Source organism: uncultured Metabacillus sp. (assembly GCF_947503125.1).
Lineage (GTDB): Bacteria > Bacillota > Bacilli > Bacillales > Bacillaceae > Metabacillus.
In genome coordinates this window covers 20,575-46,806 of sequence record NZ_CANNCR010000034.1, presented here as the reverse complement: position 1 = coordinate 46,806, position 26,232 = coordinate 20,575, and the positions used below count along the sequence as shown (strand labels likewise).

At 38.8% G+C, this 26,232-nt stretch carries 18 protein-coding genes and 1 pseudogene; 5 read left to right on the top strand and 14 right to left on the bottom strand.

Features of this window, described 5'->3' with window-relative positions:
- The 3 genes from Q1B07_RS18310 to ftsZ form a co-directional block, all read left to right on the top strand.
- Window positions 1–225, top strand: a 225-nt coding sequence (locus Q1B07_RS18310; protein ID WP_299092795.1) for a hypothetical protein, incomplete at its 5' end; no start/stop codon positions are given.
- A 270-nt stretch (window positions 226–495) separates the two neighbouring features.
- A complete protein-coding gene (locus Q1B07_RS18305; protein ID WP_299092796.1) occupies window positions 496–978 on the top strand; it encodes a hypothetical protein in 483 nt (160 codons plus the stop codon).
- A gap of 561 nt (window positions 979–1,539) precedes the next feature.
- Window positions 1,540–2,685 (top strand): cell division protein FtsZ, encoded by a 1,146-nt coding sequence (gene ftsZ / locus Q1B07_RS18300; protein WP_299092798.1) that lies wholly within the window; start codon window positions 1,540–1,542, stop codon window positions 2,683–2,685.
- Window positions 2,686–2,756: 71 nt separating this feature from the next.
- Here the strand turns inward: ftsZ and Q1B07_RS18295 are convergent, their stop codons facing one another.
- The 6 genes from Q1B07_RS18295 to Q1B07_RS18270 form a co-directional block, all read right to left on the bottom strand.
- A complete protein-coding gene (locus Q1B07_RS18295) occupies window positions 2,757–2,978 on the bottom strand; it encodes a PC4/YdbC family ssDNA-binding protein (protein ID WP_299092800.1) in 222 nt (73 codons plus the stop codon).
- A gap of 205 nt (window positions 2,979–3,183) precedes the next feature.
- Complete coding sequence (locus tag Q1B07_RS18290; RefSeq protein WP_299092802.1) at window positions 3,184–7,539, bottom strand: alpha-amylase family glycosyl hydrolase; 4,356 nt, start codon at window positions 7,537–7,539, stop codon at window positions 3,184–3,186.
- A gap of 316 nt (window positions 7,540–7,855) precedes the next feature.
- Window positions 7,856–8,788 (bottom strand): aldo/keto reductase, encoded by a 933-nt coding sequence (locus Q1B07_RS18285; protein ID WP_299092803.1) that lies wholly within the window; start codon window positions 8,786–8,788, stop codon window positions 7,856–7,858.
- Between the two features lie 165 nt (window positions 8,789–8,953).
- Window positions 8,954–9,811 carry a glycerophosphodiester phosphodiesterase gene (locus Q1B07_RS18280; protein ID WP_299092804.1) on the bottom strand — a complete coding sequence of 286 codons (858 nt, stop codon included), beginning with the start codon at window positions 9,809–9,811 and terminating at the stop codon, window positions 8,954–8,956.
- Between the two features lie 182 nt (window positions 9,812–9,993).
- A complete protein-coding gene (locus Q1B07_RS18275) occupies window positions 9,994–10,254 on the bottom strand; it encodes an endonuclease/exonuclease/phosphatase family protein (protein WP_299092806.1) in 261 nt (86 codons plus the stop codon).
- Between the two features lie 17 nt (window positions 10,255–10,271).
- Window positions 10,272–10,871: an endonuclease/exonuclease/phosphatase family protein gene (locus tag Q1B07_RS18270; RefSeq protein WP_299092807.1), complete on the bottom strand. Its 600-nt coding sequence runs from the start codon at window positions 10,869–10,871 to the stop codon at window positions 10,272–10,274.
- A gap of 280 nt (window positions 10,872–11,151) precedes the next feature.
- On the opposite strand from Q1B07_RS18270, the gene Q1B07_RS18265 reads away from it, so the two are divergent.
- The gene (locus tag Q1B07_RS18265) at window positions 11,152–11,277 is read left to right on the top strand and encodes a hypothetical protein (protein ID WP_299092808.1); all 126 of its coding nucleotides are present in this window, start codon (window positions 11,152–11,154) and stop codon (window positions 11,275–11,277) included.
- A gap of 134 nt (window positions 11,278–11,411) precedes the next feature.
- Here the strand turns inward: Q1B07_RS18265 and Q1B07_RS18260 are convergent, their stop codons facing one another.
- The 4 genes from Q1B07_RS18260 to Q1B07_RS18245 form a co-directional block, all read right to left on the bottom strand.
- Window positions 11,412–12,794, bottom strand: coding sequence for an L-cystine transporter (locus tag Q1B07_RS18260; RefSeq protein ID WP_299092809.1), 1,383 nt, complete (start codon window positions 12,792–12,794; stop codon window positions 11,412–11,414).
- A gap of 114 nt (window positions 12,795–12,908) precedes the next feature.
- On the bottom strand, window positions 12,909–13,670 hold the full coding sequence (locus Q1B07_RS18255; protein WP_299092811.1) for a GTP cyclohydrolase II: 762 nt from the start codon (window positions 13,668–13,670) through the stop codon (window positions 12,909–12,911).
- 143 nt (window positions 13,671–13,813) lie between these two features.
- A complete protein-coding gene (locus Q1B07_RS18250; RefSeq protein WP_299092813.1) occupies window positions 13,814–15,310 on the bottom strand; it encodes a hypothetical protein in 1,497 nt (498 codons plus the stop codon).
- Between the two features lie 170 nt (window positions 15,311–15,480).
- Window positions 15,481–16,464 (bottom strand): EamA family transporter, encoded by a 984-nt coding sequence (locus Q1B07_RS18245; protein ID WP_299092815.1) that lies wholly within the window; start codon window positions 16,462–16,464, stop codon window positions 15,481–15,483.
- Window positions 16,465–16,582: 118 nt separating this feature from the next.
- Between Q1B07_RS18245 and Q1B07_RS18240 the strand changes: the two genes are divergently transcribed.
- Window positions 16,583–17,983, top strand: a complete 1,401-nt coding sequence (locus tag Q1B07_RS18240) for a PLP-dependent aminotransferase family protein (protein WP_299092816.1) — start codon at window positions 16,583–16,585, stop codon at window positions 17,981–17,983.
- A 98-nt stretch (window positions 17,984–18,081) separates the two neighbouring features.
- On the opposite strand, the gene Q1B07_RS18235 is transcribed toward Q1B07_RS18240, so the two are convergent.
- From Q1B07_RS18235 to Q1B07_RS18220, 4 genes and pseudogenes are all read right to left on the bottom strand, one after another.
- Window positions 18,082–19,491, bottom strand: a complete 1,410-nt coding sequence (locus tag Q1B07_RS18235) for an alpha-glucosidase/alpha-galactosidase (protein WP_299092819.1) — start codon at window positions 19,489–19,491, stop codon at window positions 18,082–18,084.
- Window positions 19,492–19,694: 203 nt separating this feature from the next.
- Window positions 19,695–22,151 (bottom strand): glycosyl hydrolase, encoded by a 2,457-nt coding sequence (locus tag Q1B07_RS18230; RefSeq protein ID WP_299833229.1) that lies wholly within the window; start codon window positions 22,149–22,151, stop codon window positions 19,695–19,697.
- A 45-nt stretch (window positions 22,152–22,196) separates the two neighbouring features.
- Window positions 22,197–23,476, bottom strand: a pseudogene (locus tag Q1B07_RS18225) (Gfo/Idh/MocA family oxidoreductase).
- 516 nt (window positions 23,477–23,992) lie between these two features.
- Window positions 23,993–26,194, bottom strand: coding sequence for an alpha-galactosidase (locus Q1B07_RS18220; RefSeq protein ID WP_299092822.1), 2,202 nt, complete (start codon window positions 26,192–26,194; stop codon window positions 23,993–23,995).
- Between the last annotated feature and the right edge of the window lie 38 nt (window positions 26,195–26,232).

Genomic DNA, 26,232 nt, shown 5'->3' with positions numbered 1-26,232 from the left:
AGAGGTGGATCGCTGGCCTTCCTAGTTATATCAAGGCTTATTTGCCGATCTCACTCTGCGAAAGTTGAGTTAATAAGTTATGCCAACTACATAAAAGGGAACAGAACAAAAACAACTGTGCAACAGAAATTCAATCAATACTTCGAATACTCTCCTCAACAAAATATGACCACTGGCTGGGTATTGTTACTGATTCATATGCCTATTTATAAAAACTGTGGCTGACCCACGATGCAATTAGAGAAGCACTAGTTCGTTGGTTGAACCAAGAGGAAAAAATGTAAATATGGTGCATTATTCATAAATGATTAAAATCATAAATTCCAACAATCGATATTAGATGCACGTGAAATGAAATCAGCGTTTGATTTTCAGAAGAATAAAAGCGGAAAAAACGGTTTAATATTCACTGTCCTTTACATTGACATTAAATTTAATACTTTATCATAACTATGGAGATGAGGGTTTCCAATTTTCAAAAAAGGAGAGGTTATTTTGTACCCTTACTATTTTTATCGTGTTAACAATTGGGGACAGATTTTTAATTTGTTATCTCAAAGTTTATACGCTGAAGAGATGGTATGTGCGATGAGCTCTGAACTTTTTCATATACCCGAAACCAAAGATTTAAAGGGAAATCGAGAGATGCATAAACATCTTGTACCTGCTTCCTATCACCGCGTGACGGCAGTAGGTTCTTCCCAAAGACTTGTTAATGGTGAACAACAGCAAACCATTATAGAAACAATGGTTTCCTGTATAAGAAATGCTGAAAATCAGGATAAAGGAGTACGTGAAGGATTAGTAACGATGGAGAAAAATGCAAGTCCACAATATAAAAGATTTATTCAAATCATTATCAAATGGCAAGAGCAAGCAGAATCTTCATTAAATCAAGCAAAAGAATCCTTACGAACGATGGGAGTTTCGTTTCCTGCAGGAAGTGGGCAGCAGAGTGAAGAATCCAATTCTTATTAATTTTCCAGGTTGGTTCCAATAGCCAACCTCTTTTTTATGATCTATTTTAGATGATAAAAATGACATTCTTGCAGTGGACACTCTCCTTCAGTATTAAATAGTATTTATTAACATGAAAGGAGCCTAAAATAGCAATCTATTACTAGATCAGACTCCATCCCTACGACTAGACATCACTGTTAAATCAGATTCCAAATACGCTCCTTTTGAACCTTTCACGTCTAAAGTCGCGAGATTCCTACGTACAGAGTTCTAACGCATTCTAATTGAGCAGGCTATCCCTGCAGTTCCGACAGTTCATGCTACTTAAGCAGTTATTAGACCATTTTCATTAACTGAAAACATGAATTGCTTAGAAATCGTTCTATGACTCTTATTCTTTCAAGTTGCATTTAATTTTCCTTGGTATTATGTACTCAGAAAAAAATAGGAAAATATCTAGTATCTTAGTCTGCAAACCATACAAAAATAGCCAAAAAACTTCGAATACTATTAAGAGTCTACGTTTTTTCATTGAAAAAGTGTGAAATAAAGGCATTGGATGATTGAGGAGGAATGAACATGTTGGATTACGACATAGCTATTGATCAATTCGCAACAATTAAAGTGATCGGTGTAGGCGGCGGGGGAAACAACGCTGTCAACCGTATGATTGAGGACGGAGTTGAAGGGGTAGAGTTTATTGCGGTGAATACAGATGCACAAGCTCTTAATCAATCAAAAGCAGAGATTAGAATGCAGATCGGTGCTGCATTAACTAGAGGTCTCGGAGCTGGAGCAAATCCGGAAGTTGGTAAAAGAGCCGTGGAAGAAAGCAAGCAGCAGATCGAAGAAGTGTTACAAGGAGCAGACATGGTTTTTGTTACGGCAGGTATGGGTGGTGGTACAGGCACTGGGGCAGCACCAGCTATAGCTGAAATATCCCGTAATCTTGGCGCTTTGACCATTGGGGTTGTGACGAGACCATTTAAATTTGAAGGTACCAAGCGAGCAGCAAACGCAGCAAAAGGTATTAATGAAATGAGAGAAGCTGTTGACACTTTAATCATTATTCCTAACGACCGCTTATTGGAAATTGTCGATCGAAAAACACATATACTGGATGCTTTCCGGGAAGCAGATAGTGTTCTTCGCCAAGGTGTTCAAGGAATCTCTGATTTAATTGCTATTCCTGGGTTAATTAACCTTGACTTTGCTGATGTAAAAACAGTTATGTCCCAAAAAGGAACCGCTTTAATGGGAATTGGAATTGCTACCGGTGAAAACCGTGCTGCTAATGCTGCCCAAAAAGCAATAAACAGTCCTTTGCTAGAGACATCCATTAATGGAGCAAAGGGAGTTGTCATGAACATTACCGGTGGACGAAATTTAAGCCTTTATGAGGTTCAGGAGGCAGCGGATATGGTTTCATCTGCTGCACATGATGATTTAAATATGATTTTTGGCTCGGTCATCAACGATAACTTAAAAGATGAAATCATCGTCACTGTCATCGCTACCGGTTTTACAGAACAAGAGTCACCAACAGAAAAAGCACCACAAAAACCAGTGGCAGAAGCAAAACCTACTCACTATTCAAATGAACAACCTGGACAACTAGAGGAAAGAGATACTAGAGATCCTCTTCCAGCTTATGACCAAGAACTAGATCCCGAGGAAGAGTTAAAAATTCCGGCATTCATCCGCAATCGAAGAAAGCGATTTTGAAAAGATGACACACAAAAAGCGCGAAGCTTTCAACCAAGGCTGTCGCGCTTTTCTATCAATAATCTAATTTATTATAAATTCATCCCATTCAGAATTTCCCTTAATTGAATCAGCTCATCCTTCGATAACGTAATCCCTTTGCCCATTTTTTCATTGTTTTCATCCCAATCCCGCAAATCATATTTTGGATCGCGGCCATTCCAGCTGATAAGATTCAGCTCCTTCTTCCAGCCTTTAGCACCATCGGAAATAATGCCAACCTTTTCTTGTATTTCAAATTTGATATTCGCCATCTTTTAGCACTCCTTTATATTTCATTTTCTTCATTATAAGAACATTTTCTCATAGTTTTTGAAACAAGCGAAAGATAATCGAAGAAGTGTTAATTATTCTTTCCACCTATTTTTATTTTACAGAGTATAAATAAAAATAGCCTGTAAACTGATCCTTATAAGAACCATGTTTACAAGCTCTATACCTTAGCTAAGGCTTTTGCCCTCAGTTCTTAACAACCGTAAACTCAATGGTTTTCGTATTCTTTGCAATAGCCGCGCCGTCATTCATAAAAATGTTCGATTTATTTTCCTCTGATGGCTCAATATGAATGGACAATTTATTCTCACCTTCTTTTAATCCGACATGATGAGAAAATGTCATATCATCTTTCATCATTACCTTTTCACCATTTATAGTAAGGACACCTTCTTTTATGGCATTTCCCTGCAGGGTAATACTGTCAGATGAGACGGTTTGGCCATCGGTATGTGAAGTGATAACGACAGGCTGATCGATCCAGCGAAGGATTTTATCTTGTACAACCATTTGATTCCCGCCTTGGTTTGTTACGACGAACGATAAATCTGTTCCTTGGGCACCATATCCATAATAGCTAACATCATCATCATTTGGATTAGCAGGTGTGTGATCAGCTAATCCCTCTTGGTCCCAGGACTCATTTTTTACGTATTTGTAGGTTAGCACTTCGCCTTCCTGTGCCTCAATGGTATATTCGTAGTCATTCGTGACAGCACCAGCGCGGGTCATGGTCCAGGCCCCGGTGTTCCAGCCGTTTTTGCTGCCCGGTATCGTAACAGTAACGCCTTGTGGTGTGTAAGATGGTGCATTTACTTTAAATGTTACTTTTACCGTTACGAGGTCAGGTGTAACAGAAATGGCATTAGATTTTACTGAGTTTCCCGCTTGATCATATAAATGAACTTCGTAGGTATATGATGTTCCATTTGTAACATTGAAGTCTTTGTATGACTTTCTTTCCGGATCAATGATTTGACCGATCATTTCTCCGTCCCGGATTATGACAGCCATGTATGGATCTGTTTTACCTTCAACCTCCCATAAAAGATTGACCTGTCCAGATTCCTGTGCAGGCTGCTTAAGAATGACTTTGTCGGCAGGTGCTGTCATATCGTCACCCTTTGCAAAGGTCACAGACTTCGTCTCACTCAATACCCAATTACGACCAAGGTCGGTTGAGAAGGCAAAGCGGTATTCGTATTTTCCTTCCAGTAAGGGCAGGAAGCTTGCATTAAATACATTGAATGTATCTTTTTGATCAACATATATCGCCTTATAGGCTGTCCAGTTTTCATTCCCCGGCTGTTTTACCTCAAGTTTTGCCTGTAAGCCTTCTGCATGGTTTGTGTCTGTCTCTCCTTTAATAAACATCCCGCCGGAAACAGATTGCGGCTTCGCAAGATCGATTACACCTGCTTCAAGCTCTGTAAGATGATCGATTGTGTAATTCCCATCTGTTAGGGGTACATGCGGGATGACAGCCTTCTTTGTTTCGGTTTTTACCGATTCATTGCCGTTTTTATCAAGGGCAACAACAGCAAAATAATAGTTGCGGCCATTGTCTAAGCCATCAATGCTTACGTTCGTCGAGGACGTTTCTTTCACTTTTTCATAAAATGCACCAGAAATGGTTGTTTGGTAAATGACATATTTCTTTGCGTCACCTTTCCACTTCAGGCTAACCGAGTGACTTCCCTCTACTGCTGTTACGTTTGTAACAGGGGCTGGTTTTTTCAGATTTTGCCCTTTATCTGTCACAAGCATGCGCCCTCTCATCGCTGGAATATTGATTGTTAGTTTTCCATCCTTTGAGACTGCCTTATATGCTTTATCAAGCTGGTCGGTTAAGCTTATTCCATTAATCAGTAAGTCTTCTACCTTAAGCTCAACAGTCTTTTCCTCGTTGCTGCGGTTGGTGATCACAATAGCCGCATTCTTTTTATTTGAACGAGAAAAAGCAAGAACATCTCCTTTTGCATATAAGTGTTGTAAATCACCATAGCTAAATAATTGATGAAAGTTTGTTCTAACCTTTCCAACTGCTTGGTAGTGTTTAATTAAATCCTTGTCTTCACTTCCCCAAGGGTATGTTCGGCGGTCATCGGGATCCTTTGAGCCGGTTACTCCCGCTTCATCTCCATAATAGACAGTTGGTGCTCCGGCATAGCCCATTTGCAGGATCGCCGCAAGCTTCAAACGCTTAATCCCTAATTCATGATCATAATTTTTATCATGCTCGGCACGTTCAAAGGTATCTGTTCCATTCCCTAAAACAAACGCTGCACGAGGTGTATCATGTGAGCCCATTAAGTTCATTAAGGCGTAAAATGCTTCTTTAGGATAATCCTCGTAAATAGCATTCAGCTGATTTTTCGCCCCTTCGGCATTGCCATTTTTCAAGTAATCAATCAGTGCGCCGCGAAAACGATAATTCATCACCGAATCGTACAAATCACCAAGGAAGTATTTGGACGCATCATCCCAAATTTCACCAAGAATAAGCGGATCATTTTTCTTTCCTGTTTTTAATTCTTCACGGAATTCCCGCCAAAACTCTGGATCTACTTCATTAGCTACATCCAAACGCCAGCCAGATGCTCCACGTTCAAGCCATGTTTTGGCAGCAGAATGTTCGTCATACATAATATAGTTTGCAAATTGCTTATTGTTTAGCTCAGAGTCATAGTTTACCGCTTCTCCTGGAATCGATTTGATTTCAGGCAAAGAATCGAAGCCCCACCATGCCTGATATTTATAAACTCCATTCACTTTCTCATTTTCAATGTTGAACCAGTTATGGAATCCATAGGGGCTAAAGACTTGTCCCTCAGCTTTAAATTTTTCTTCTACTTGTTTTTTCGCTTCCTCTACTGTTACACCTTTATTGACCAGATCATAAATCGCTGACCAATATTCATACGCACCAACTGTTTTGTATTTTCCATAACGATCAAAGTAAATCGAATCATCTCCGACGTGGTTAAATACACCATCCAGAATCAAATGCATTTTTCGCTTCTTTAATTCTTTTGTAAAAGCTTTAAATTCCTCTGGTGTACCGAACATTGGGTCAATGGCTTTGTAATCTGTCGCATCATATTTATGGTTGGAGGCTGCATGAGCAATTGGATTTAAATAGAGCGTATTTACCCCTAATGATTGAATATAGTCGAGTTTCTTTTGAATGCCGGCAAGATCTCCGCCAAAGAAATCATTTGACCATATTTCATCACCATCATATCCTTCAGTAGCTGCTTCACGAGGATTATCAGGGAGCTCGCTCCATTCTTGATGCTCAATCGGCTCTGTTCCTCTAGCTGTTTCCTTTGCCTCATCATTCTGTTTATTACCATTGAAAAAGCGATCCGGGAAAATTTGATAAACAATGGATTCCTTCATCCAATCAGGCGTTTTATACGCTGAGTCATACACGGTCATTTGGAAGAAACCTGCATTAGAGTCTGATGCTGTTCCTTTGCCGCCTTCTTGAATATCTTCACCGTATTCCCTTTGCGCTTCTCCGTCACTGGCAATAAATTTATAGCCGTAAACCCCTTTTTCCTCCGGTTTAACCCTTGCTTCCCAAAACTCAACAGGCGTGCCGCTATGTTCTACCCATCCCGCATTTTTCATTTCAACCATCATGGTGTTCCCAGACTGATAGTTTTTTAGAACAACTTTGGCTCCTGTTAAATCGCCTTTCTTCGCCTGGAGACGAAGCTTTACCAGCTCTCCCGCCTTCACAGCTCCGAATGGTGACCTGAAAGCTTGTTCCCATGTATCATGTACCAGTTTATCCCCTTGGACATTACCGTCTGGCAAACCAGAATCATAATCGGTGTACACAGCCTTTGTATCATGATTATAAAAGAACGTAATCGTTGCATCTTTTACCACATTCAAAACAAAGTTGTTCTCCGGGTATGCCGGTGCTTCCCAGCTGTTTCCCAACACAATTTTAAATTCATGCTTACCTTTCGGAACATGTGCTGTAAATGAATAAATATTGTCAAGATCCTCATCGTTTAAGATTGCGTTTGATTCATTCGGCGCCCATTCTCCACCAGCTTGAAGCTCAGGCTGGATATCGCCAACAATTCGTGGCTTTTGATCATCTGGGAGTTCAACAGGAATGGTTACATTATGTGTTTGATCATCATAAATAAAGGTCACTTGTTTCTCTTGATCGAGGGATAGCTTGTAATTCTCGCCATTTGGCGTCCCATTTAATCCATAGTTTTCCTCCCACGAGCCATTAATCGCAATTTTATATTCATAGTTTCCAGCAGGCAATGTTCCAGTCAACTTATAATTTCCGTTCTCCATTAACGTCATCCTAGTTGTAGGATCTTCTGGATTCCATTCTCCTGCTCCCCCAAGTTCATCCTGTAAATTACCGACTAGTGTTACAACTCTTTCTTCTGCTTTTGTTGGCATTGGATTTACCACTCCTACCCCTGCAAACGTTTGCGCAAATAAGAAAAAAATAGCTGCAAAACTAATACTCCTTTTTAACTTTATCCTTCGCTTGCCTCTCACCTAAATCCCCCTTTTCGACAATTATTTTAGAAAGCGTTTATAATTATAAAATTGAGCAAACGCTTTCTTAAGATGATTATCTCATTTTTCTGATTTTGGAAGAATAGGGATATTTCCATAATTTTAGTTTTCAGCAGTAGGTCTTTCTTCTTATGATCATCTAGAGAAAAGCAGGGATATAATAGGGCATCTTCTCCTCATTTACCGCAAAACCATGGACTATCAGTTGATCGGGTATGTTCTTATTTCCTATTAAACTCAAAATAGCTGCTATTTGCGGCAGCTATTTCGTTAGTTTTATGTAGAAGTAATCAATCTATTTAAAGATTCGATCAATTTCATTCACTTCTGCTTCGGTCAGTTGAACATCCAACGTTTTTAAATTATCTAATACTTGCTCTGCTCTTTTCGCTCCAGGAATCACGACGTCAATTGATTCACGTGTTAAATACCAGGCTAGAACAACATGTGCCACTTCTGCGTTTTTTGCATCAGCAATTTTACGGATTTGTTCTACCTTTTCAAGATTTTTTGCAAACTCGTCGCCTTGGAGGTGTGGCATATCTTTGCGCAAATCATTGAATGTCATATCCTTATTGTACTTACCAGCTAATAAACCTGCTGCTAAAGGGAAATAAGGAATAAATGAAATTTTATGTTCGTTTGTATATGGGAAGAAATCTTGCTCGGCTTCACGCTGAAGCAAATTGTAATTTCCTTGTAATACATCCACATAGCCATCTTTATTTGCTTCTTTTAATTGCTCAATTGTAAAGTTCGATACGCCAATCGCTCTAATTTTCCCTTCGTCTTTCAGCTGTTTTAAGGCACCAACTGCTTCATCCTTAGGTGTATCTTGATCCGGAAAATGAATGTAAAATAAATCTATGTAATCAGTTTGCAGCCTTTTCAAACTATCATCAACGGCTTGTTTTAAAAAGGCAGGTGAGTTATCTATGACAACATCGTCACCGACAAACTTGTGTGCTCCTTTTGTGGCAAGAATGAGTTCATGACGCTTACCAGATTCTTTTATTACTTCTCCTACTAGTTCCTCTGAACGTCCTGGTCCATAAATAAAAGCAGTATCTAAGAAGTTTACGCCATGATTGATCGCTGCTCGAACCAAATCTTTACCAGCTTCTTCGTTTAAATTAGGATAAAGATTATGACCCCCTACAGCGTTTGTCCCAAGCCCGATCGGACCCACAACTAAATCTGTCTTTCCAATCCGTGTTTGCTTTGTCATGTTCTACTTCCTCTCCTTCTCAGTTTTTACCATTATAGTCATTATCATTATATCTTGTAAGCTGAGAGAAACTCTAATAATCTACTCATCGACCATCATGCTTATAGAAAGAGTGAAAAAACTCAAGCTTGGTATACTTGAGTTTTTTCAATGGATCTAGTAGATTTATTTACCTTTTTTCACTTCATGAAGCCTGTCCGGAAAGTTTGTAAACATTCCAGTCACACCCCAGTCAATTAGCTTACTCATTGTTTCCTTATCATTTACCGTATACGGGTGAATTTCCAAGCCGCTCTTAACTACCTTTTGAACATATTCCTCATTTAAATACGTATGGTTTGGTCCAACGCCCAATGCGTATTCTTTTATCGCTGCAATTTCAGAATCAGTAATCACTGCATTGCTTCGATATGAAAGCAGCTGAACAAGCTTTACAGATGGATCAAGCTCGTGCATTGTTTTCAGGCTCTCTGCACTAAAAGATTGAACAAGCAAGGTATCTTTGTTGATGTCATATTCATTAATTAGACGCAAAAGCTCTTTTTCCATACCTGGATAGACATCAGGGGATTTCGTTTCAATATAATAGTTTTTGTTTTTTCCAAACGTTTTGAAGACCTCTTCAAGTGTTGGCACTTTTAATCCAGCATAGTCAGGGTTTGCATATTCCGGGTATTTTTCATTAAACCAGCTGCCGGCATCCAACTGCTTAATTTCTTCCAATGTATAATCTTTTACAAGTCCAGTTCCGTTTGTTGTACGGTCAACTGTTTCATCATGCATGGCGATTAGCTTTCCGTCGCTAGTCATCTGCAAATCAACTTCAATATAGTCACCGTGCATTTTTTCTCCCATTTTATAAGCGGTAATCGTATGTTCTGGTGCATGTCCAGAAGCTCCGCGGTGGGAAACATTGACGATTTCCTTATATTTCTCTTTTGCTGACACCGTTCCTGCACTTACCGTTAAACTGACTCCAATTGCTAGAGCTCCAATCGCTGATAGCCATTTTGTTTTTTTCAATTTTGTGCATCTCCTTCTCTTATAAACTACTATTAAAAAATACCAAAATAGTATTAATTTTCATTTACAGATAGGTAAAAACTAAAGTTGCTAGATTACAAGATCGTAAACGAATTTCATGTTTTTAACAAAAGAAGATCCTACCGATTTTTCTCAGGTAGGATCTTTCACACTAAGCTTGGTTACTTATTTCCATTATAAAACGGTTCTTCACGATCCAATACAATTTCTGCTGTGATTGGAAGATGGTCAGATGCAAAAGTTTCAATTACTTGAGTCTTTACTGTTTCAACATCTTTGGATGTAAAAATATAATCAATTCGTTTCGTTGGATTTTCTGAAGGATATGTGTTCGCATTGGCTGCATTTGAAAAGACATCGAGATAATTTTTGCGCATTGGCTTCATTTCATTGCTTTCAGGAACAGCATTTAAATCCCCCATGATGACCTTTGGACCTTTTACTTACTGGCAATAGCATGAATTTCATTCACCTGTATTTCTCGTTCTGCTGAAGTTAAGGCAAGATGAGTATTAAAGAAGTGAAGGTGATTCCCTTTTACATTGATCATTGCATCCAGCAAGCCGCGCTGCTCTGTATTGCCTATTTTCGTTAAAAGGTGGTTTTCAGATGAGATGATCGGATATTTACTTAAAATGGCTGTCCCATACTGACGGCGGGGATCTCCTTCATTTAATGGATCACGATCAAGGTTTGCAGCATATGTATAATACATTCCAAGGCGTTCTGCCAGCCATTTTGCCTGATCTTGAAAGTTGCTTCGCTCGGACCAATGGTTGTCCACTTCCTGTAAACCAATAATTTCAGCATCTGCATCTTCAATGATTTTAGCAATTCGTTCCAGATCCAAGACACCGTCAATTCCTTCAGCATGATGAATGTTAAAGGACATCACCTTTACGTTTACTGTGGTACCGTGTTCTTTGGCATATGATTTGTTGCTTAGATCTAATTGGAAAATCATCATAAACGCAATTGCCGAAATAAACAATACCTTTCCAATTTTACCTTTACCACTTTTTTTATTACCTATTCTCATAAGCTAAACTCCTCCTATAAAACTTTTTCTAAAAGAGAATATCAAATGAATCCATAGCCACTATTTCATACATGTAAAAAAGAGAATAAATTTGATTACTTTTTTGTTAATTCAATCCAATTATCCTATGATGAAATCCCCATTCAAATAAGGAGATCTTCTTTTCTAAAACCGATAGGATTCAGAAAATACTCTTAACAGTTTAGGGCAATTAGATTATTTATTAAATAAGCGTTATAATAAAAGAAATAGGTAAACTTATACTAGGGTGGTGGCTTACTTGAGAAATCGTCACAAACGACAAAAGCGGAAACGTGATCTCGTGAAGGATTATTTAAAAAATAAATTAAAGAATTTGCTTCCAAAACCTAATAAAAACCCTGTATCAAATCATAAGAATGATTAATTTAGCAATCGACTGAAATAAATTTTCCCAGGATCTGTTACAATCCAACATTTTTTCTCTTATAAAAAGAGGCTATCTCTAGACCAAAGGGTTAAACCTTTGTGAGACAGCCTCTTCTCGTATTTTTTATCTGATTAAGCTTCCATGATCTCCGCTTGCTTGTAAGTCTCTTTATCTAACTCACCTGTTGCTTTTGCTGTAAGAACACCTGCTGTCATACTTCCGCTGACATTTAATGCAGTACGCCCCATGTCAATTAATGGCTCAACTGAGATTAAAAGACCGACAATTGCAATTGGAAGATTTAAGATCGATAAGACGATGAGTGCAGCAAATGTTGCACCACCCCCGACCCCTGCAACTCCGAATGAGCTAATAGCTACGACTAAAATAAGGGTAGCGATAAATCCAGGACTTGTCGGATCGATACCAACTGAAGGAGCAACCATTACTGCCAGCATTGCTGGATAGATCCCGGCGCAGCCATTTTGCCCGATTGAGAGTCCAAATGAACCTGCAAAGTTAGCGATTCCCTCTGATACACCAAATCCCTCTGTTTGTGTTTTTATATTCAAAGGTAAAGTACCTGCACTTGTACGTGAAGTAAAGGCAAACGTTAATGTAGGCAAGCCTTTTTTCACATACTTTACCGGACTTAGCTTCACAAGCGCTATTAAGAGAAGATGTACAATAAACATTGCGATTAACGCAACATAGGATGCAATGACAAACTTTCCTAATTTCACAATTGCTGCATAATCACTTGTTGCTGTAACCTTAGTGATAATCGCAAGAATTCCATAAGGTGTCAGACGAAGAATGAGTGTCACAATTCTCATCGTCATTGTGTATAGAGTATCAATAATCTTGGCAAAAAACTCACCATGCTCTGGTTCCTTACGTTTTACTCCAAGATAAGCCATACCTACGATTGATGCAAAAATAACTACCGCAATCGTAGAAGTTGGACGGGCACCTGTTAAATCTTGAAACGGATTTGCAGGGAACAGCTCGATGATTTGTTGCGGGATTGTCATATCTTGTACCCCAACAACTTTTTCTTCTATTTCTGCATTGCGGGCCTGTTCTGCCTCACCTGCAGTTAACTCCATGCCATCAAGGCCAAAGCCTAAAGCAGAGCCTATACCAATAGCGGCTGAAATCGCCGTTGTTCCAAGTAAAATTCCGATCACCAGGAAGCTGATTTTCCCGATGTTTTTCGTCAGCTTTAGCTTAGTAAACGCTCCGACAATGGAAACAAACACAAGCGGCATGACGATCATTTGCAATAGTTTCACATAACCGCTGCCAACAATGTTAAACCAATCGATAGTAGTCGTTGTTACCTCAGATGTTGCTCCATAGATTAATTGAATAATAAGACCAAGTACAAGGCCTAAGCCTAATCCAGTGAAAACTCGTTTTGAAAAGGACACATGTTTTTTCTGCATAATGTACAATCCAAATAAGAGTATGAGAAATACTATGATATTAATAATGACTAGAAATGTATTCATTCTAATCTCCTTTCTATTTTCTTTTACAAAATAAAACTATAAGTTAATTATTCCAATGCGTCAAGTAGGAATTACTGATCCATCATTTTTTGCCTCCCCATCAGCTTATCGTTGTTAATCATCTGGACATCCCCCTTTTAAATGACCAGAACGAATAACCTTTGTTTCCAAGTATTTTTCATTAAACTCAGAAACATCCCCCCATAATGGAACCCTGCCAGCGACATTTGCACCAGATGTTTGCAGTGCCTCTAATTTTCTCGGGTTGTTGGTAATAAGCGTTACCGGGTTTGAACGCAACGTTTTTAGGACGCGTATCGCGTCATCATAATTTCGCGCATCATCGACAAAGCCAAGCTCCAGATTAGCTTCTACTGTATCCAATCCTTGTTCCTGAAGGACATAAGCCATCGCTTTACTAAATAAGCCAATCCCTCTTCCTTCATGATTCGCTAAATAAAATAATGCACCAGATCCGTGAGCAGCAATCATTTTCATTGCTTGCTTTAATTGAAAGCCGCAGTCACAGCGCTTGCTGCCAAAGATATCTCCGGTATGGCATATACTATGCATACGAATTAATGCTTCCTCCGATTGTTGAAAATCACCATATACAAGCACGCTTGATTGCTGCATTTCAGCTAAATTGGAAGATGCTAAGGTTTCAATAATACTTTCCGTATTATATGATCCGTCATCACAAAAGTGACCTGCCATATTGTCGCAGCGCAGCCAGCAATACCACTGAAAAATCGTTGTTTCACCATCCAGGTTGACAGGCAATTTGATTGGACCAACTAGATAAATCAATTTCTCGCCGCTTTTGATAACATTAATTTTGTCTTCTAAAATGGACGTCACTTTTTTATTTACCATTAAATCCTTCCTCCTGATGGATATGTCGTTCGGAATCTTTTTACATATATTATGCCCTATTAAGAGTTATCTATATCTTTTTCATGCTTGTTGGACACGAATAAGACGCTTGCCTAGATTTAAAGGAAAGCGCCAAGTAACATTTACTGATTAAAATAAACTTTACCCGCAGCGTCTATATAAACTGTTTTGATCATCGTTCTTTGAAACCTTTGTTTATCCAGTTTCCCTATCATATCGATCGTTATATTATAAACCCCTTCACCGATTTTAGGAAGTTTAAAGCTTCCATCATGTCCTTCCTTTATCAATATGTTTCCCATTTTTAATTTCCCATTTTTATAGTATTCAACCATCAAATCTGTTTTTATCTGCACCCTGCTGTCTTTTGTATTAAACTTAATATTTTTGTCAGTAAGATCTATTTTTAGATTTTCAAGAAGAGGACTATCAAATGTGATGTTAAGTAAATACCGTGCCAGCTTGTCTGATTCTGCATTAAGAGACCACTGTCCTGACTGAGGATTTTGAATGGTGAGCGAATGATGGTAGGCATTGCTGAAATACCCTGTTGCATCCTTTTCAATGGTAAATGACGTGTATGGTTTATTTGTAGGATCTTTAAGTGTCAGCTCAGTTACGGGTACACTGCTGATCCAATTAATCGTGATTTCTTTTACCCCTTCTTCGACAACAAATGATTCCTGTTGTTTCGTTGTAAATTCTCCTCCTCTTGTATAAGAAGCAAGATCAGTAGAAGCTGCTGCAACGAAATCCTTTGCTTGGATGGTACTGCCGGCTGTCTCATATAGTTCATTTAAATACGGTTTAAATAAATGGAATGTGGAGGTGCCTTCTTTTATCGTTGTATGGTTCCATTCACCGACTTTTAACTCAGTTCCATAGGATAGCTTCGAACTGTTGACAGTGACGGCACCATCATTTGCGCCGTAGCCGCTAAGATAGAGACCGCCCCAATAAAGCGAGCTGCCAAAGCTTCCCCATTTCGTTCCGCCAAACGTATAAAAGGGATTTTTATAAGCATTTGCATGGTAATCTGTTTTGGAGCGGAAATAATTCATATAACCAGTTTGCAAGGAATAGGTTGCATCATTTTTGCTTCCGATTATCCCAGTTAACCATCCGGCCCAGCTGCTATAAGCAAGGTCTGCTAATTGTGATCCGTAGTGAGGCGCTGACAAGGTGATAACTCTTTCCACATACGGAAAAGCTCCATAATGAACAAGGGCTGACTGTGCATCAATCCCGCCTTTACTATGGGCAACAATGACAACCTTTTCACCAAAATAATTAGATATATCACGAATTTTTCCGGCTAATAGCTTGCCATTATCCCACATATTTTTTGTTGGATGAAGATCAATGAAGGCGGTTTCGTAACTATTTTGATAAGCAGTATCATACATATTATTTTCATTCCACCAAGTTTTTGAAGAGCTGTTTAATCCGTGGATAAAGAGAATCGGATATTTTGAAGGTGATACATTAGAAGGTTTCGTGCCAACATACCATTGTCCTGGAATTCCTGAAGGATCGTCTTTGCCAAAAGAGCCTGCATGACTTAATGGCGGCAGCAAAAAGAACATCCCGACACATGCATAAATCAACTTTCTAATCATTTCCCACTCTCCCTTTCGTCAGATAAGGGCCATTAAAGGATCGTCTAAGGAGAAAGCTGCTGTCTTATACCCTTTCTTTATAAATATGATATAACAGAATCATTCATCTAAAAAAGAGTAAAAAACCCCTCTTTTTTAAAAGTGATAACTTAAGAGGGGTTCAAAAAAAACTATCTTTTCACTTTTTTTGCTTTCATTACTAGATTTCCGCCGGAACCTTTCATTAACGTAAAAGAGAATATACTATGAAAATTCGTCAGCTTTCCTTTGAGCAGTCCCCTTATTGTTTCATAATTAACCAATACCGTACCAGCGATGATCGTTAATGCGCCTATCCCGGTCATCCATGAAAAATATTCATCATACACGACAACACCTAATATAACGGCAATGATCGGTGAGATATAGAGCCAAGTAGACGGAAAGATCGGATTTGTACGTGACACAAGCCAATAATACAGACTATGACCAACCATTGAACCAAATACAATTAAATAGAGAAGCGAGCCCAATGAAGCATAGCTTAAAAAAGCATCGAGCTGAATCTTCTCAGTACATAATGATAATACGATTAATAGAATCCCGCCGTGCATCATTTGAGCTGCATTTAAAGCGATAGGTGATGTTGATTGAAATTTTTGGATCACATGCTTTGAATAAAGTGTTCCTGATGCGTAAAAGATTTCACCGACAATAATCGCTATACAACCAATCATCCAAAACGGACTAATTTCAATCGAGAAGCTAGGAAGAATTAATAGCATGACACCGACAACCCCAATGATGCATCCTATAAAGGAGCTGCCTGCTGCTTTTTGCTTTAACACAAATGACTGAATCATCATAATCATCATCGGACCTGTAGCAGATAAAACAGCAGCAATTCCTGAGGTTACATATTGTTCAGCCCAGTATAATGTAGCAAATGTTCCAAACGTTAAGCCCACTCCTGTCAAAAACATCTCTTTTCGAAACAAAAAGCGAATTGTCGCTTTGTCTTTCCAAGCTATAAAGCTAAATAGCAGCAATCCAGCAAGAAAAAAGCGGAGCCCTGCAGAGAAGAGTGGCGGCAAGCCTGCATCCACACCAATTTTAATTGCTAAAAATGTTGTTCCAAAGATAAAACACATGAGTACATAATTGACAATAACCATCTAAACTCCTCCTTTTTATTTCATCATAAAAGGAGAACAATAGAACAGATTAATTTTAATAGAACAGATCGGTTCTTATCGATGATACAATAAAGAAAATATATGAGGAGGATTCAATGTGAGCAAGGCGGTTCATCAAGGTGATTATTTGTTCAAACAGGTCTATGATTATGTAGTCCACAGAATCGATCGCAAAGAATGGAAGGAACATGATAAGCTTCCCTCTGTCAGGCAATTGGCAGATGATTTGAAGATCAATCGTTTAACAGTGTTAAAAGCATACCAATTGCTGAAAGAGCATGGAAAAGTGTATGTGAAAGATAAATCAGGCTATTTTGTCCAAACAAGTGAAAAGACTGGCCTTGAAATGATCGATCCTCCAATTGTTTCGGCATATGTCCAGAAAAATCACTTATATGACATTCATCAGACACCCGGATTATTTAATTTTTCTCAAGCATTGATCGATCCAAATCTTCTGCCGAATCATTTTTTATCAGATTACGTGAAAAAAGTGTTTGATATGTATCCAAAAGTGCTTGCAACCTATTCAACTGTGCAAGGGGATGAAGAACTGCGGGAAGCACTAGCGAACTATTTTATAAACAAATATAAAACTTATCTTAGCGCTGATGATATTCTGATTACATCTGGTTCACAGCAAGCAATTCACCTAATCTCGCAAGCTTTTATTAAGCCAAGAGACACAGTTATGTTTGAGAGACCTAGCTACAGTGCGGCAATTGATATTTTTAGAGCACAAGGAGCCCATATCGTAACCGTGGATATTCATGCAGAGGGATATGATTTACAACTAATCGAATCCTATATGAAACGGTATAAGCCGCGCCTCTTTTATCTTAATCCAACTTTTCATAATCCGACTGGTTATACAGTTCCTGCCTGGCAGCGAAAAAAATTAGTAGATTTAGCTGAAACGTATCGTTGCCTGTTAATTGAGGATGATGCCTATCACGACATCTATTTCGAGCAGCCCCCACCGCAGCCAATTTATACGTATGATACAGCAGGAACAGTAATTTATATCCGCAGCTTTTGTAAATATATCTCACCTGGGTTGAGAATTTCGGCTGTTATTTGCCAATCACCATTACTCAAATCTTTACTATCGGCAAAATCATTAGCTGATAATGGTTCACCGCTTTTAAATCAGAAGATCTTTCTTCATTATTTTTCATCTCTTCGGATGCAGCAGCATTTGGAAAAACTTCGCATTGCCCTGCAGATTCGCAGGGAAATCATGGAGGATGAACTTTCGGCAACAGACTGGCAATGGACCAGTCCGAACGGAGGCTTAAATTTGTGGATAAAGCTTCCTGAGCACCTATCAACTGAATGGTTGGTGGAACGATGTATTGAGCAGTCAATATCCTTTGTGCCAGGCGTGGTTTGTGATCCATTAGAGCAATTCTCATCTTGGATTCGCTTGAGTTATTCATTTGTAAATGAGATCCAGCTTCGGGAAGGAGTTAAGCGGTTAGTTAAGATTGCGGAATAATAAACTTGTTATTTCATAATTTCTAAAGGGACAGTACCCTCAAACATCAATATTTGTGTTTGTGAGGGACTGTCCCCAAGTTTTCTTTTTTCCTGAACTTAACTTGTAACTGTTTGCGCCAAGTTCCAACCTGCTAAATATTTTTGAGTATTCAAAAGCATTTTCTCAAATAGTTCACTCGCCTGATCTGGGCTAAGCTGACTAACAAGCGGATCCTGGACAAAGGCTTGAAATGCAAGCTCTTTATCTTTTGTTAGGGCTGCTCGAAAGGTTGTTTCTTGATTATGAATATGTCGTGAGACCATGTTTTGAATTGGCCCCGGCAATTGGCCTGCACAGATAGGCTGAATGCTGTCATTTCTGAATAAGGCATTAGTTTCTACAACTGCATCAAATGGCAATCCTTGGATTTGTCCTCTATTTGGCAGGTTCACATTTGTTACTAAGTCACCTAAGCCAAGTAATGCTTTGATCATCTCAACGCCCTCTTCACCTGTTGAACGAAGCACAAATTCTTCTTTGCCTTCTGAAAGTCTCTTGCCTTTTTCGAGAAGTTCTTCTCTGTTATCAATTCGCCATTGGACGTTTGTCAGACCAAACTTCCATTCTTTTACTCGATCAGGACTTTGCAAATACCATGAATTTGGCATAAATTCCGCTAAATGGCGATCCCCCGCTGCGGCAATTAAACCAAACCTTTTAAATAAATCAAATTTCACCCTTTGGGCAGAGGCAAAATGATTGTTCATCCAATGACCCTTTTCTGTTCCCTCATAGCCCTCTTCATAATATTTGTCAACAAACTCTTTATATAACGGGAATAGGTCGATATCTTCATAGGAAGCCTTATCAATCCAAGTAAAATGATTGATTCCTAATACATTAACCTTAATATCATTGTAGCTTACACCTTCAATTCCCTTCATTTCTTTTAGCATAGAAGCTAGCAATTTTTGCGTACCAAATACCTCGTGACAGCAGCCAATGGCTTTGATTTCCGGGAATGTCGTATATAAAGTACGAACACATAGACTCATTGGATTTGTATAATTGATCACCCATGCATTTGGAGCTGTCTTTTTAATATGCTCTGCAATATCTACAAAAATCGGAATCGTACGTAAAGCTCTGACCAAGCCTCCTGGCCCAATTGTATCGCCAACAGATTGATAGATTCCATATTTTTCAGGCTCATGAACATCCGAAGCCATTTCATTGAATGAACCAGGAAGAATAGAAATGATGACAAAATCTGCACCTTGCAACGCTTCATCCATTGTCGCAACAGCTTCATATTTCCATTTGCCAACAACATCCCCACGTTCGTACAAACGATTTCCAATCGTTTCATTCGCACATGCTGCCTCATAATTAATATCATATAGCTTCACTGTTCCAGATAAACTGCCTTCAAGAGCAAGATCACTCATTAGCCCCCATGCCCAGCCTCGAGAGCCGCCTCCGATGTAGGCAATTTGCAAGTCTTTCCCCTTCACTTTCCTATTCATTGAAAAAATCCTCCTTTTTATCTTGTAAGCTATTTACCTTAATATTCGAGAAAAGGAAACGATTACCTTGTTATTTTTGCGATATTATCATTTAATTATTATAACCATTATTAGCATTTAATGGGTCCAATCCCCAAGATAAGAGATTAATTAGTTCGAAATTCTATTTTGATCATCTTGTCCCTTTTCCTGCCAAAGCGTTTTCATTTTTTACGACATATTTCAAATGAAACCGGACCAAGTAATCCTGACATTAATCGTGCATGGTCCATTTCATTTGCACGATTGTTCGTGACATCCACAGTCAGTTTATTAACACCCTTTACAAGATAAGCTGGATGAACGTCAAATCGATAAGGTGCCCACATTTTCACACCAATCTCATGTTCATTTACCGTCACCTTTACAATTTCATAAGCTTCGCCTAAGTCTAGGTAGATTTTTGTTAATGAATCCATATCTTCTAGAATAAACTGATTCTTATAGGTTACGGTTCCCGAATAGGATTCCATGCCTTCCCATTGAACCCATGATCCCAATACAAGATTTCTTCTGTTATCAATAATCCAATTATGATCGAGCTCAATACATTCTGTTTTAAAGTCAGGAATTACTTCCTCCTCTATCAAGGGCTTTTGAGCAATATCAACAGCAAACACAATCGAAGATCTTCGTTCAACATTCAATGGAGCAACTAATTTACCATTTTTCCGGTGAAGGTTTACTTGTTCTATTTCACCTGTCCAAGCATCCCATTTTTCGACTCTTCCCACTTCTTTCAAGGAAAAGGAACCTTTATAATTTTCTTCTCCTTCATTTACAAAGAAATAAAAGAGCTTACCATCTTTAACGATTTTACTGACTCTTATGTCCTTACATGCAGGGGAAATTATAACTTCTTCTCGGTGAATTCTGGATAGAGCATCAACAACATTATCAGGACTTTGAATAACTTTTGCCCCTTTAACTGTCGAAGATTCATGTTCACCCGTCAGAACGATAACTTCTCCTCCACTTTGAATGAAATGTTCCAGCTTAGCTATGGAATCGGCTTCGAGTTTTAAGCCATTTTCAATAATCACCGTTTGATAAGATTGGTTCACAATCTCTATTTTTCCATCCCCTAGATGACTTGTTAATAAAAACAAAGCTTCCTCTAGATAATTGAATTCGATTTGATTTTCAAATAAAGGTTTGGCAACCTTCCATGGCAAATGATCTTCTCCACATAAAATTGCTACAGATGTTTGATTTACGGAATCAGTCATTAACCAGCTTAGGCGCTTCATGTATTGAGCAAATGGTTTGTAATACGGCCACCACAAGTTATTCGGACCAACGTCTGGCGGACGTTCGTGACTTCTCCGTTCTCCCTCAATTGAGTAATAAAAGGCGTGTGGACAAAGGAGATTAACCCCTCTGACTAGCAGCCAATCCATATACCATTTCATGTCTCCTGGAGTTAACGCCCATGGACTTTCTTTTGAGCAAACTCCTAAAAATTCATTCAGATTTCTTCGTCTGCCTCTATGCCTTGCTGCGTCTGCTGAGCACTTTCCGGCTGTAGAATGTTCCCCTTCTAACGCCTTTCCATCCTCTGGTGCAACCCAACGCCACACCACATCCTGTCCAGGTATTTGAAAATGGTCAAGCAAGCCAATGTCACTGCTTTTCGCTGGATGACCTGTTAAGGCAATACCATGGCTTACACACCAGTCACTTATTTGTTTATAATAAGCTTCGGTTAATCTCTTATTAACAGCCTTACTATAGTTTATTCGATGTGTTTCTGTTTCATCTCCGGTATGAAACCACAAGGAGGCTAAATGCCTTTCTTTGTTTCCATGCTGTTTATAATCAGTGAGAAAATCTCTGGTCCAAGGCTTCAAGCCTTTAGTAGACCCTCTTCCCAAAATATCCGGCTCATCAGTAAACATGGCAATGACGGTATTACCAAAATAGTCTTTCAATCGATCGTAGTATCGATCATGGGTGATCTGAATAAATTTTGCGACTGCATCAGGATTTAATAAATCAGCAGATGCTGGTGCATTTTCTTCACCATCGTCTTCACCGAAATGGATACCACGAATATTTCCCCCTGAATACGTTTCGACGAAAACGAGAATCGACCAGTTATCATCATCGGGAGGACGAAACGAGACTTTTCCATTTTCGTAATCTAATAATTGTGATGTTGATAAATCTACTGTTTCCGCTGATTGCTTTTTAACTGCTTGAGCCGAAACGATTGAGTCTCCCTCCGATAGATCGATCGTTATTTCATTTTCCGTATCGCAAGGATATTCGATCATTTTTAATCCTCTGCTTGCATATTCCGGATGATCTTTAACGACTAATCCTTTAGCTGAACCAGAAGGATACATAGCTTCATCATATAAAATAACCAACATCCCTAACCGCTTTGCTTCTTCTACGGCTGTGTGAACCAATTCCATAAAATAATCCGATAAAAAAACGATTACCTCAGGGATCCCAATTCTTGGATGTAAAACGAATCCTGTAACCCCTTTGTCATAGAAATCATTGATTTGTCTAATTATTTCCTCTTTCGTTAAGTGATCATTCCAAAACCAGAAAGGAATTGGGGTAAATTCCTCTGGAGGGTGTAAGAATTGTTGATGCAACACACTTACCATTTTTTAGCAACTCCTTTCTATAAGGTGTCTATTGAACATATCAGCTTAAAATTTAATTAATTCATCTACTTTCACTGCCTGGCCTGTATTAAGCGAGATGTTTCCTGCAATTCCAGTTAAAATCGACATCGCTCCATCAACATGAGAAGCTGCACGTTTGAATTCGTCTTCAACAGGAGTTCCGAAAATATCTTGTAAAAGGATAGGATCTCCGCCGCCATGTCCGCCTTTACCTTCAACAACTTCAACCTCATAAGGCTGACCAAACATTGGCATCACCATGATTGATTTCTCTTTTACCTTTCCTTCGTCATCCTTACTGCCGCCTGAATTAATGTAAGACTGTTCACGTATGCGAACTTCAATTCTTCCTTTTGTCCCGTTAAAGGAAACCAAATATCCTTCCCATGGTAAATAAGCATTTAACGAATAGTTTAAAATGGCTTTGTTTTTGTAAGTGACTAAAACTCCAAGTGTATCTTCAATATTAATCCCATCTCCAAACACACTTTGGTCACGCTGATAACCATCTTCTTTTTCCGCATCCAAATACATGGATTTCAAGTGCTCATTGGCTTCCAAATCAATCGCGAATGATCATCCTTCGCATAATCACTTCCATATGCACGTTGATAAAATTGTGTAACACCTCTAGATTCGGCGTTCTCTCTACCATAGAAACGAAGTCCTCCAGATGCATAAACAGTTTCAGGTGTTGTTCCTAACCAAAAGTTCACTAAGTCAAAATGGTGTGTCGATTTGTGAACAAGCAAACCACCGCTATTACGCTTATCGCGATGCCATCTGCGGAAATAGTCCGCACCATGCTGCGTATCCAGCGCCCACTCAAAATTAACGGAATTTACTTGACCAATGACATCATTCATAATGAGCTCGCGAATTTTCGTATTGTGAGGGGCATAACGATAGTTGAAAGCAACGCGAACTTCTTTTCCTGTCCTTTTCGTTGCATCAATAATAGCTTGGCATTTTTCAGCGTCCACTGTCATTGGTTTTTCGGTAATCACATCACACCCTAACTCCAAAGCTTTAATAATATACGTATGATGTGTGCGGTCAACAGTTGTTACAACAACAGTATCCGGTTTTTCTACTGATATCATTTTTTCAAAATCAGTGTGTAAGTAAGTGTTAATTTTAGGATGATGGTATCGCTCTTCCAGTAAACGATTTGCATAATCCATTCTCGTTTGATTCAAATCACAGAAAGCAACTAGATTGCAAGTTTCCCTAAAATCCCTGACAATTGCACCATAGAAAAATTCAGCTCTTCCGCCAGTTCCAACTAAGACATATTTTTTCATTTAAATCTCTCCTTTTTATATCGATTGTTAACAAAGAAGGAAGTGACATTTTCTTCTTTGTTAACGTGTGCATAAATTATAATTTTTCTTCTGAACTTCCCCTTAACCAGCATTCTCATTACTAAACTTACTCAAATTTCTGGTCAATTTCACCTCATTATCATATTGATATTTTTAAAACGCTACCAAAAGACGAGTTGTAATAAATTCTCTCTCCTTAAAATAACTCTAACTGTCCTTACTGACAATAGCACTTTTTTGAAAAAGGGTAGCATTTTTTAAAATAGATTGTATTTTTTATATTTGAATATTAACAATAAGATTTGTCGATGAGTAAGAAGTAGATAAATTGTACTCATTTCTATGCAATCCCTTTCCATCAAAGTTTTTAAAGACCGCATAGAAATCGATGGCTTTAATCGTGAAGCGGACAGTGTATTAACGATTGAGAAGAAAGTCAAATAAATTCAGGAAGCCCTGCACTCAAATAACAATGTGCAGGGCTTTCATTAATTTTTATTCATTTACCACAGCTTTTAAATGCCAGACATAGCTTTGGAAGTCGCCTTTTACTTCTGCCGGGACACTTAGTCCAGCATACTCAAGCTCATCTCCGCCATATTTTTCATCTGTGTTTTCTACTTTATACACCTTGGACGGATCAAGGCCATTTACTTTAAAGCTCTCGAATGGACTATTCGCTTCAGATAGGATGCGGAAATAAAAGACAACCGCTTCATCCTTTTCTTTATTCACAAATGCCCATGCTGCTTCATTTCCTTCGAAAGGATTTAACAACCGATAGAAGTCACCAAATTGAATCAGTTTTCTTATTCCCTTATACTGAACGACCTGATCTATAACAGCTTCTTTTTCTTGATCCGTTAATTTTGTTAGGTCTAGTTCATAGCCAAGGTTCCCCGACATTGCCACATCTCCTCGAATATCGATTGAGGTAAAGCGATGAACTTGGTGATTCGGAACATCGGAGACATGTGATCCCATTGAACTAATCGGGTAGACAAGACTTGTTCCGTATTGAATCTTCAAGCGTGAAATGGCATCTGTATTATCACTTGTCCATGTTTGCGGCATATAATAAAGGATGCCCGGATCAAATCGTCCACCGCCGCCTGAACAGCTTTCAAAAAGGACGTGTGGAAATGCTGTCGTAATCTCTTCCATCACTCTGTACAGCCCAAGCATATACCGATGTGCGGTTTCCTTTTGCTTTTCAGCAGGTAAAACAGCTGAGCCAATTTCTGTCATATGACGGTTCATATCCCATTTTACATATGTGATTGGTGCACTGCTTAAAATATCTGATATCATTTTTATAATGGCATCACATACATCTTTTCGTGAAAAATCTAGAATTAACTGATTTCTGCTTTCTGAACGAGTCCGATTCGGAACATGAAGACACCAATCTGGATGCTCTCTGTATAGATTACTATTAACGGATATCATTTCAGGCTCAAACCATAATCCAAACTCCATTTCCATATTACGGACACGGTTCACTAAGTCTTCAAGGCCGTTCGGCAGCTTATTTTTATCAACAAACCAATCACCCAGTGATGATGTATCATCATCACGTTTACCAAACCATCCATCATCTAATACGAAAAGCTCGATCCCTAATTCTTTCCCTGCTCTAGCAATTTCTTCAATCTTTTCTGCGTTGAAATCAAAATATGTCGCTTCCCAGTTATTAATGAGTATTGGACGTTCTTTATCGCGGAAATTTCCTCTGCAGAGACGTGAACGGTAGAGATCATGGAAGGTTCTTGACATCCCGCCAAGTCCTTCATGTGAATAAACCATTACAGCCTCAGGGCATTGAAAAGCTTCACCAGGCTCTAGCATCCAATTAAAGTCAAATGGATTAATACCTAAAGAAACCCGCGTGTTTTTAAACTGATCTACCTCTGCCTGTGCTAAGAAATTACCGCTGTATACAAGATTCAAGCCAAAAACCTCACCATTATTTTCATCTGTCCCTTTTCTTAGTAAAGCAATGAACGGATTTTGTTGATGACTGCTGGCTCCTCTTCGACTTTCTACAGATTGAACCCCTGATCTGAGCGGCTGCCTTTCTACATGGCGCTCTCTTCCCCAGGCACCAGATAAATGAAGAAAATCAAAATCAGCATCACGGAAATCGATATTTACACTTAATGCACGGCGCAAGTTAACCGTTTTTGAACCATTGTTCAATATTTTTGCCGTTCTAGTGATAACATTACGGTTTTCAAAAACTGTATAAGTCAATTGCACGGTTATATCCGCAATAGTATCTTCCAATGTTAATTCAAGAGTTTCTGCTTCATTCTCATTCTCTACGTATACGGCCGGCAAGCCCTCAAGGCCTGGTTTCCCTTTATAGATGTGATGAGATTTGTAGCGCAAGTCTGTCACGGTTGTCCCATTATCTAATTGAATCTGGTAGGCTGGATGTCTGAAATCTGTATTCCCGTAGCCAGGATATTCCTGTGGCAATGTATCTAATGAAAATGTCCGATCCTTTGATGGATAAGGATTCCCTGAAAAAGCCCGGTCCACAAACTGAAGCTTATTGGAATGATTGTATTGTTTAACCTTTCTCCCCCAATAAAGATGTGATAAATACCCATCGCGAATAATTTGCATCACATAGCTTGTATCTTTTGCTTGTAAATGAAATAAATTGTTTTTTTTATCGAACTGAATGCCCATTTGTTCTTCACTCCATTTCTTTTTTAACCTACAAAGGT

Coding starts and splice junctions, on each gene's coding strand:
- ftsZ (WP_299092798.1), top strand. CDS start 1,540: ATGTTGGATTACGACATAGCTATTGATCAATTCGCAACAATTAAAGTG.
- Q1B07_RS18235 (WP_299092819.1), bottom strand. CDS start 19,491: ATGAATAGGAAAGTGAAGGGGAAAGACTTGCAAATTGCCTACATCGGA.
- Q1B07_RS18295 (WP_299092800.1), bottom strand. CDS start 2,978: ATGGCGAATATCAAATTTGAAATACAAGAAAAGGTTGGCATTATTTCC.
- Q1B07_RS18230 (WP_299833229.1), bottom strand. CDS start 22,151: ATGGTAAGTGTGTTGCATCAACAATTCTTACACCCTCCAGAGGAATTT.
- Q1B07_RS18255 (WP_299092811.1), bottom strand. CDS start 13,670: ATGGTAAATAAAAAAGTGACGTCCATTTTAGAAGACAAAATTAATGTT.
- Q1B07_RS18275 (WP_299092806.1), bottom strand. CDS start 10,254: ATGGGGGATTTAAATGCTGTTCCTGAAAGCAATGAAATGAAGCCAATG.
- Q1B07_RS18285 (WP_299092803.1), bottom strand. CDS start 8,788: ATGACAAAGCAAACACGGATTGGAAAGACAGATTTAGTTGTGGGTCCG.
- Q1B07_RS18270 (WP_299092807.1), bottom strand. CDS start 10,871: ATGAGAATAGGTAATAAAAAAAGTGGTAAAGGTAAAATTGGAAAGGTA.
- Q1B07_RS18250 (WP_299092813.1), bottom strand. CDS start 15,310: ATGATTAGAAAGTTGATTTATGCATGTGTCGGGATGTTCTTTTTGCTG.
- Q1B07_RS18260 (WP_299092809.1), bottom strand. CDS start 12,794: ATGAATACATTTCTAGTCATTATTAATATCATAGTATTTCTCATACTC.
- Q1B07_RS18245 (WP_299092815.1), bottom strand. CDS start 16,464: ATGGTTATTGTCAATTATGTACTCATGTGTTTTATCTTTGGAACAACA.
- Q1B07_RS18220 (WP_299092822.1), bottom strand. CDS start 26,194: ATGGGCATTCAGTTCGATAAAAAAAACAATTTATTTCATTTACAAGCA.